The 8,552-nt window shown below is 69.7% G+C and carries 6 protein-coding genes; 2 read left to right on the top strand and 4 right to left on the bottom strand.

What is annotated here, in order from left to right; all coding sequences use genetic code 11:
• The coding region (locus A7A76_RS19995) for an EAL domain-containing protein (protein WP_206412945.1) at positions 1-2,575 on the top strand (2,575 nt) is incomplete at its 5' end.
• A gap of 213 nt (positions 2,576-2,788) precedes the next feature.
• Here the strand turns inward: A7A76_RS19995 and A7A76_RS19990 are convergent.
• From A7A76_RS19990 to A7A76_RS19980, 3 genes are all read right to left on the bottom strand, one after another.
• Positions 2,789-4,648: a vWA domain-containing protein gene (locus tag A7A76_RS19990; protein WP_206412943.1), complete on the bottom strand. Its 1,860-nt coding sequence runs from the start codon at positions 4,646-4,648 to the stop codon at positions 2,789-2,791.
• A gap of 276 nt (positions 4,649-4,924) precedes the next feature.
• Positions 4,925-6,412 (bottom strand): aldehyde dehydrogenase family protein, encoded by a 1,488-nt coding sequence (locus A7A76_RS19985; protein WP_206412941.1) that lies wholly within the window; start codon positions 6,410-6,412, stop codon positions 4,925-4,927.
• A gap of 27 nt (positions 6,413-6,439) precedes the next feature.
• Positions 6,440-8,086 (bottom strand): acetolactate synthase large subunit, encoded by a 1,647-nt coding sequence (locus tag A7A76_RS19980; RefSeq protein ID WP_206412939.1) that lies wholly within the window; start codon positions 8,084-8,086, stop codon positions 6,440-6,442.
• A 78-nt stretch (positions 8,087-8,164) separates the two neighbouring features.
• Here A7A76_RS19980 and A7A76_RS26915 point away from each other — a divergent pair, with 78 nt between their 5' ends.
• Complete coding sequence (locus A7A76_RS26915; RefSeq protein WP_428995202.1) at positions 8,165-8,344, top strand: DUF6053 domain-containing protein; 180 nt, start codon at positions 8,165-8,167, stop codon at positions 8,342-8,344.
• On the opposite strand, the gene A7A76_RS19975 is transcribed toward A7A76_RS26915, so the two are convergent.
• On the bottom strand, positions 8,319-8,552 hold a 234-nt coding region (locus tag A7A76_RS19975; protein ID WP_277425860.1), incomplete at its 5' end, for an exodeoxyribonuclease VII large subunit. The two genes, A7A76_RS26915 and A7A76_RS19975, sit on opposite strands and share 26 nt — an antisense overlap.

Below are 8,552 nucleotides of genomic sequence, written 5' to 3'. Positions count from 1 at the left end.
GGCGATGGCGCGGCGGGTGGTCGCCGCCGAACTCGCCGCGCTGCGCGCGCACGCCCGCGCCGAGGCGCTGGAGAAATCCGAGCGCCTGCAGCAGGCGCTGTTCGGCATCGCCGACCTGGCCGGCTCGGGCCTGGAGATGAACGACCTGCTCAGCCGCATCCACGGCGTGGTGTGCGGGCTGATGTACGCCGAGAATTTCTACATCGTGCTCTACGACGACCTCGCCGACACGATGCGCTTCCTGTATTTCGCCGACCGCAACGACCCGTACGTGGCCAACCCGCTGCAGGTCATCCGCGGCGAGGACATGCCGACCAGCCTAACCCTGGCCCTGCTGCGCCACGGCGAGCCGCTGCAGGGCAGTTCGGCGCAGTTGCGCGAACGGCTCAACGTGCCCAACGACGACCACCACGGCCCCGACAGCGCCGACTGGCTGGGGGTGCCGATGCGGCGCGAGGAGCGCGTGTGCGGCGCGGTGGTGGTGCAGAACTACGACAGCGCCGACAGCTACGGCGAGGAAGACCGCGCGCTGCTGGCGTTCGTGGCCCAGCACATCCTCACCGCGCTGGACCGCTTCCGCGCGCGCGAGGAACTCGAGCGCCGGGTCGCCGAGCGCACCTACGCGCTGCAGCTGAGCAACCGCGACCTGCAGGCCGAGATCATCGAACGCCAGCGCTCGGAACGGCTGCAGCGCGCCTTGTTCCGCATCGCCGAGCTGACCATCACCTCCGACACGCTGGAGCGCTTCTACTCGCAGGTCCACGACGTGGTCAGCGAGCTGCTGTACGCGCGCAACTTCTACATCGCGCTGCTGTCCGACGACGGCGCGCGCCTGCAGTTCCCGTATTCGATCGACGAACGCGACATGATCCGCGAGACCCGCCAGCTCGCCGGCGGATTGACCGAATTCGTGATCCGCCAGGGCCGGCCGCTGCTGGCCGACCGCCACCGCATCGCCGAGCTCAACAGCCGCGGCGAGGTGCGCAGCCACGGCTCGGCCGCGCACTGCTGGCTGGGCGTGCCGCTGTACCGCGACGATGCGGTGGTCGGGGTGATCGCGATCCAGAGCTACTCGCGCGCGATCAGCTTCAACGCCCGCGACCAGGAACTGCTGACCTTCGTCGCCCACCACATCAGCATCGGCCTGGCGCGCAAGCAGGCGCAGGACCGGCTGCTGACCGCGCACGGCGAACTCGAACAGCGCGTCGCCAGCCGCACCCGCGAGCTGGCCCACACCAACGCCGAGCTGGTCGCGCAGATCGGCGAGCGCGAACGCGCCGAGCGCAAGCTCACCCACCTGGCCCTGCACGATCCGCTGACCGAGCTGCCCAACCGCAGCCAGCTGCTGGAACGGCTCGACCACGCCATCGCCCGCGCGCGCCGCGAGCAGCGCCCGTTCGCGGTGCTGTTCCTCGACCTGGACCGGTTCAAGCTGGTCAACGACAGCGTCGGCCACGCCGCCGGCGACGAACTGCTGGTGGAAAGCGGCCGCCGCATCGTCGGCGCGGTGCGCGGCGAGGACATGGTGGCGCGGCTGGGCGGCGACGAGTTCGCGATCCTGGTCGAGCACATCGACGGCCTCAACGTGGCCGAGGAACTGGCCCAGCGCGTGCTGCGCGCGCTCGGCGAGCCGTGCTGGGTGGCCGGGCGCGAGGTGTTCCCCTCGGCCAGCGTCGGCATCGCGCTGTGGCATCCGCGCTACCGCAGCGGCATCGAACTGCTGCGCGACGCGGACGCGGCGATGTACCGCGCCAAGGGCGCCGGGCGCGGCCGCTTCGCGGTGTTCGACGAAGAGATGCGCGAGCAGGCCATGCGCATCCTCGACCTGGAAGCCGACCTGCGCCGGGCGATCAATTCCGATGCGTTCATCGCCTATTACCAGCCGATCGTGCGCCTCGACGACGGCGTCGCCATCGGCCACGAAGCGCTGCTGCGCTGGCGCCACGAGAAGCGCGGGCTGCTGCTGCCGCGCGAGTTCATCGGCCTGGGCGAGGACAGCGGCCTGATCGAGGAAGCCGACTGGATCCTCTACGGCCGGGTCGTGCAGGAGCTGGCGCGCGGCGGCGAGGGCTACATCTCGGTCAACGTCTCGCCCAAGCACTTCCGCGCCGGCGACTTCGCCGACCGCCTGCTGCGCCTGCTCGACAGCGCCGGCGCCGACCCGCGCCGGCTGCGCATCGAGATCACCGAGGTGGCGCTGCTCGACGACGTGCCGCGCGCGCTGCGGATGTTGCGGACGCTGCGCAATCACGGGGTGTTGGCGCAGCTGGACGATTTCGGCACGGGGTTTTCGGCGTTGTCGTATCTGCACCGGTTCCCGATCGAGTGTCTGAAGATCGATCAGAGTTTCGTCGCTGGGTTGGTCGGCGAATCGCGGCCGGAAAGCGTGGCGGTGGTGCGCGCGATCCAGGCGCTGGCCGGCACGCTGGGCATCCACACCATCGGCGAAGGCGTCGAGACCCAGGCGCAGCGCACGGTCCTGCGCGAACTGGGTTGCGTGTACGGCCAGGGCTATCTGTTCGGCCGGCCGGCGGAGCGGATGCAAACCGCCCAGCCCGCCGCGAACCAGAACTGACGCGGGTTCGCATCACCTGTAGGAGCGGCGCGAGCCGCGACCGCGACAACGCAGCTACGCCGAAATTTCCGTCGTAACCCTGTTGTCGCGGTCGCGGCTCGCGCCGCTCCTACAGGGGGCTGCGGCACAAAAACGCCGCCGGTGCCGGCTGCGACGGGCCTGACTGCGTCGCAGAACGGTACCGGCGGCGCGCGCAACGCCTGTGCTGAGGGATTACTCGCTCACCGCCACCTTCGCGGCCGGCTTGAGTTCGCCGATCTGCGCCTTGGCCCGCTCGACCAGGCGCACGAACTCGGCGCGCTGGCCCCAGGGATCGGCCCGCTTCACCCCGCGCGCTGCGCCGAGGATCTGCTCCCAACCCCAGCCGTCGTACTGGCTGCCGCCGCGCAGCGCGTCGGCGAACGCGGCGACCGCGGCGGCCATGCGCAGCGAATCGCTGGCCGCGGCGCGCTCGCCCGAGCGCAGGATCGGGGTTTCGATCAACTGGCTGCGCTCTTCGCCGGGACGCTTGTAGCGCAGCTTGAGGTTGGCCAGCTCGCCGTTGCCGGCGCCCGCGGCCGGCGCGGCCGCGGCGTAGCGCAGCGGCGGCAGGCGCGCGGCCTTGGAACCGACCGGGGTGATTTCGTACAGCGCGGTGACCTCGTGGCCGGCGCCGATGTCGCCGGCGTCGACCTTGTCGTTGGCGAAGTCCTCGCGCTTGAGCAGGCGATTTTCATAGCCGATCAATCGGTACTCGGCGACCTGCGCCGGGTTGAACTCGATCTGGATCTTGACGTCGCGGGCGATGGTCATCAGCGTCGCGCCCATCTGCTGCACCAGCACCTTGCGTGCTTCCTGCACGGTGTCGATGTAGGCGTGGTTGCCGTCGCCGACGTCGGCCAGCTTCTCCGACAGTTCGTCGTTGTAGTTGCCGGCGCCGAAGCCGAGCGTGGTCAGGGCGATGCCGCTCTTGCGCTGGTCGGCGACCAGGGTTTCCAGCGCGTCGGTGCCGACCGTGCCGACGTTGAAGTCTCCGTCGGTGGCCAGGATCACCCGGTTGACGCCGTCCTTGATGAAACTCTGGCGCGCAGTGGCGTAGGCCAGGCGGATGCCGTCGCCGCCGTTGGTGCTGCCGCCGGCCTGCAGGCGTTCGAGCGCATCGAGGATCTCCTGTTGCTTGTCGCCCGCCGTCGGCGGCAGCACCAGGCCGGCAGAACCGGCGTAGACGACGATGGAGATGCGGTCCTGCGGCCGCAGCTGCCTGGTCAGCATCGAGAACGCGCTCTTGAGCAGCGGCAGCTTGTCGGGCGAGTTCATCGAGCCGGAGGTGTCGATCAGGAACACCAGGTTCGACGGCGGCAGCGTCTGCTTGGGCACGTCATAGCCCTTGATGCCGATCATCAGCAACTGCCGCTGCGCGTTCCACGGCGCCGGCGCCAGTTCGGTCGAGACCTTGAACGGCACCGCGCGCGAGGCCGGCGCCGGGTGGCCGTAATCGAAGTAGTTGATGAACTCTTCCGCGCGCACCGCGTCGGCCGGCGGGCGGATGCCGTCGTTGAGCATGCGCCGCACGTTGGCGTAGCTGCCGGTGTCGACGTCGATGGAGAAGGTCGACAGCGGCTGCTCGCTGGCGCGCTGGACCGGGTTGTCTTCGCGCTGCGCGTATTTCTCGGTGTTGGCGGGCTGGCTGTAATACGGCGGCGGGGGCGGCGGCGCCGGTGCGGCGTAGCCGTAGCCGGCGGCTTGCGCGGTGAGGGCGCGGCGGGCGAGGGCGGACTTGGCTGCCGGCGCGCCGACGCGCGAGCCGGTGACGACGATCTGCTCCAGGCGCCGGTCGACGACGGCCGGCGCGATGCTTCGCGGCTTGGCCGGCGGCGCGGCGACGGGTTGCGGGGCGCCGGCGGCATTGGCGACCGCATCGGCCGGCGCGGCTTCGGCCAGCGCGGGCGCTTCGGCGACGCGTTGCGTGTCGGCCTTGGCGTCGGCGGTGCTGCCGGTGGACTGGCAGCCGGCGAGGGCGAGGGCGGCGAGCAAGGCCGTGCTGAGGCCATGGACGGCGAGGCGAGGCGAGTACGGACGGACGGCGGCGGACATGTCGGCTTCCCTGGTGTGTGGACCTGGGAAGGCGAACGGGCGGGGTCGGACGGTGGGGTTAGCTTGGGGCGATTTTTTTTGAGGATGGTTGCGAGGGGGCGGGAATCGAGCGCACCCACCCCGTCATTCCGGCGAAAGCCGGAATCCATTTTGATCTTGGCTTTTCGCTTTCCCGCGCGAAGCCGGAGCGAAAAATCAAAATGGATTCCGGCTTTCGCCGGAATGACGGGGAAGGTGGGAGGGCGGGGGGAGGACGGGCTTCGGACGGGGCCGGGGTTACGTCGCTTCGGTTGAATCCCGAATCACCAACAACCGCTGCTCGCTCATATCCTCGATGGCGTAGCGCACGCCCTCGCGGCCCTGGCCCGAATCCTTGACCCCGCCATACGGCATGTTGTCGACGCGGAAGCTCGGCACGTCGCCGACGATCACCCCGCCCACGTCGAGCCGGTCCCAGGCGCGCATGGCGTGGTCGAGGCGGCCGGTGAACACGCCGGCCTGCAGGCCGAAGTCGCTGTCGTTGACCCGGTCGAGCACTGTGTCGAAATCGTCGAACGGCTCGATCAGCGCGACCGGGCCGAAGGCTTCCTTGCGGTACAGCTCGGCGTCGTCGGCGACGTTCTCCAGCAAGGTCGCCGGGATCATCGTGCCCTGGCGCGCGCCGCCGGCGATGCGCTTGGCGCCGCCCTTGACCGCGGCGTCGATCCAGGCCTGGATGCGCTGCGCCGCCGGCTCGTCGACCACCGGACCGATGAAGGTGTTCTCATCGCGCGGATCGCCCATGCGCAGCGCGGCGACCGCGACCTTGAGCTTCTTGCGCAGCTTGTCGTAGATGTCGGCATGGGCGTAGATGCGCTGCACGCTGATGCAGCTCTGGCCGCTCTGGTAATACGCGCCGAACACCAGCCGCTCGACCACGTGGTCGAGGCCGACGCCGGGGTCGGCGTCGACGATGCAGGCGGCGTTGCCGCCCAGTTCCAGGGTGACCTTCTTCTTGCCGGCGCGGGCCTTGAGATCCCAGCCGATCAGGCCGCCGGTGAAGCTCAGCAGCTTGATCCGCTCGTCCTCGAGCAGCAGCGAGGCGTCTTCGTTGGAGCAGCACAGCACCGAGAACGCGCCCTCGGGCAGATCGGTCTCGGCCAGGATCTCGGCGATGATCAGCGCGCCGACCGGGGTCTTGATCGCCGGCTTGAGCACGAACGGGCAGCCCGCGGCGATGGCCGGGGCGACCTTGTGCGCGACCAGGTTGAGCGGGAAGTTGAACGGGGTGATGAAGCTGCACGGCCCGATCGGCACGCGCTTGACCATGCCGCGATAGCCGCGGGTGCGCGGCGAGATCTGCAGCTCCAGCAAGCTGCCCGGATCGCGCGTGGCCTCGTTGGCGGCGATGCGGAAGGTGTCGATCAGGCGGGTGACTTCGCCGCGCGCGTCCTTGATCGGCTTGCCGGCCTCGATGCACAGCGCCAGCGCCAGTTCCTCGAAGCGCTCGCCGAAGCGGCGCACGCAGTGTTCGAGCACGTCGCGGCGGCGGTCCGGGGTGAATTGCGCCATCGCTTCGCGCGCCTTGTGCGCGGCCACGATCGCCTTGCGCACCGCGGCGGCGTCGGCCATCGCCACGCGCGTGGCGCGCTTGCCGCTGTACTTGTCCAGCACCTCCAGATCGCCGTTGGCGGCGACGGCGCGGCCGGCGAGGTAGTAGGGGTAGCTGCTCTTCAAACCCTTGCCAGGCTTGGCGGCTTTGTTCTTGTTCTCGGACTTGGCCATGAGAATGCTCCGTGGGTTGCGCCGCGCTCACACCACCGCGGCGGCGCGCTGGGGAATGTCTTGGTTGAGGATGACGTCGTCGTCGCTGTAGTCGATGGGCACCTCGATCAGGTCGACGCCGGGCGTGTCCAGCGCGCGGCGCAGCAGCGGCGCGAACTCGTCGGCGGACGCCGGGCGGTGGCCGCGCGCGCCGTAGCTGCGCGCGTACTCGACGAAATCGGGATTGCCCAGGTCCATGCCGAAGCTCGGATAACGCTCGTGCGCCTGCTTCCACTTGATCATGCCGTAGGCGTCGTCGCGCAGCACCAGCACCACCAGGTCCAGGCCCAGCCGCACCGCGGTTTCGAGCTCCTGCGAGTTCATCATGAAACCGCCGTCGCCGCACACCGCGACCACCTTGCGGTCCGGGCAGACGATGCGCGCGCCGATCGCCGAGGGCAGGCCGGCGCCCATCGTCGCCAGCGCGTTGTCGAGCAACAAGGTGTTGGGCTCGCGGCAACGATAGCTGCGCGCGAACCACAGCTTGTACAGGCCGTTGTCGAGGCAGACCACGTCGCGCGGCGACAGCTCGCGGCGCACGTCGGCGACCAGACGCTGCGGCGCCAGCGGGAAGCGGTCGTCGTCGGTGCGTTCGGCGAGCTGCTCCAGCAAGGCCGCGCGGACCCGGTCGAAATAGCCGAAGTCCCAGTGCGGCTGCGGCTGCAGGGCGTCCTGCAGACGCCACACCGAATGGGCGATGTCGCCGATCACCTCGATCTGCGGGAAGTACACCGCATCGACCTCGGCCGCGGCGTAGTTGACGTGGATCACCGTGCGCCGGCCTTCGCGCATGAAGAACGGAGGTTTCTCGATCACGTCGTGGCCGATGTTGACGATGCAGTCGGCCGCATCGATCGCGCGGTGGACGAAATCGTGGTCCGACAGCGCCGCGTTGCCGAGCCACAGCGGGCCTTGCTCGTCGAGCACGCCCTTGCCCATCTGGGTGGTGAAGTAGGGGATGCCGAGCTTGGCGACGAATTGTTCGAGCGTCTTCGAGGTGGTCTTGCGGTTGGCGCCGGCGCCGATCATCAGGATCGGGTGGCGGGCCTGGGCGATGGCTTGCGCGGCGCGCTCGATGGCCTTGTCCTCGGCGACCGGGCGGCGCGAGAACGAGGCCGGGATCAGCCGCGCCTGGGTCGGATCGCCGGCGATGTCCTGCGGCAGTTCCAGGTGGGTGGCGCCGGGGCGTTCTTCCTCGGCGCGGCGGAAGGCTTCGCGCACCCGCGCCGGGATGCTGTCGGCGGCTACGATCTGGCGGGTGTACTTGGTCAGCGGGCGCATCGTGTCGACCACGTCGACGATCTGGAAGTGGCCCTGCTTGCTGGTCTTGATCGGTTTTTGCCCGGTGATCATCAGCATCGGCATGGCGCCGAGCTGGGCGTAGGCCGCGGCGGTGACCAGGTTGGTCGCGCCGGGTCCGAGCGTGGACAGGCACACGCCGGCCTTGCCGGTGAGGCGGCCGTAGGTCGCGGCCATGAAACCCGCGGCTTGTTCGTGGCGGGTGAGGACGAGTTTGATCGAGGAGGTGCGAAGCGATTCGAGCAGGTCGAGATTCTCTTCGCCGGGGATGCCGAACACGTATTGCACGCCTTCGGCTTCGAGCGCGGCGACGAACAGGTCGGACGCCTTGGTCATGCGGAACTCCGGGGACGGAAACGCAGGACCGCAAGCATCGCGCAAACGGCGTGAGCGAAGAGCGACGGCGATGGAACGATGCGGGCCGGCGGCGACTTTCGCCCGATCCGGAAAAGCACGGGCAGTGGCGGTGGGAGGGCCTTCAGGCCCGATGCTCTTTTTCGGTTCGCGGCGATCGGATCGGAAGGCATCGGGCCTGAAGGCCCTCCCACAACAGCGGATCCGGGTGGAGTCAGTTTTCGCGCGGTTCGACCTTGACCCGGATCTGCCCGTCCTGCACCCGCGCCGTCAGCCGGTCGCCGGGGGCGGCGTCGAGCACGCTGCGCACCACGCGCCCGTCTTCGTGCTGGACGATGGCGTAGCCGCGCGCCACGGTGGCCAGCGGACTGACTGCTTCCAGCGAACGCGCCAGCCCGCGCAGGCGCAGCGCGTCGCCGTGCAGGCGGCGCGCGACCGCGGCGCGCGG

Origin of the sequence: Lysobacter enzymogenes (genome assembly GCF_017168095.1) — a bacterium.
GTDB classification, from domain to species: domain Bacteria; phylum Pseudomonadota; class Gammaproteobacteria; order Xanthomonadales; family Xanthomonadaceae; genus Lysobacter; species Lysobacter enzymogenes_D.
This window is presented reverse-complemented; position numbering and strand designations above follow the sequence as displayed.

What these genes read in the sequence shown, in the direction of transcription:
- A7A76_RS19980 (WP_206412939.1), bottom strand. Translation starts at nt 8,086, where the DNA reads ATGACCAAGGCGTCCGACCTGTTCGTCGCCGCGCTCGAAGCCGAAGGC.
- A7A76_RS19985 (WP_206412941.1), bottom strand. Translation starts at nt 6,412, where the DNA reads ATGGCCAAGTCCGAGAACAAGAACAAAGCCGCCAAGCCTGGCAAGGGT.
- A7A76_RS26915 (WP_428995202.1), top strand. Translation starts at nt 8,165, where the DNA reads ATGCGGGCCGGCGGCGACTTTCGCCCGATCCGGAAAAGCACGGGCAGT.
- A7A76_RS19990 (WP_206412943.1), bottom strand. Translation starts at nt 4,648, where the DNA reads ATGTCCGCCGCCGTCCGTCCGTACTCGCCTCGCCTCGCCGTCCATGGC.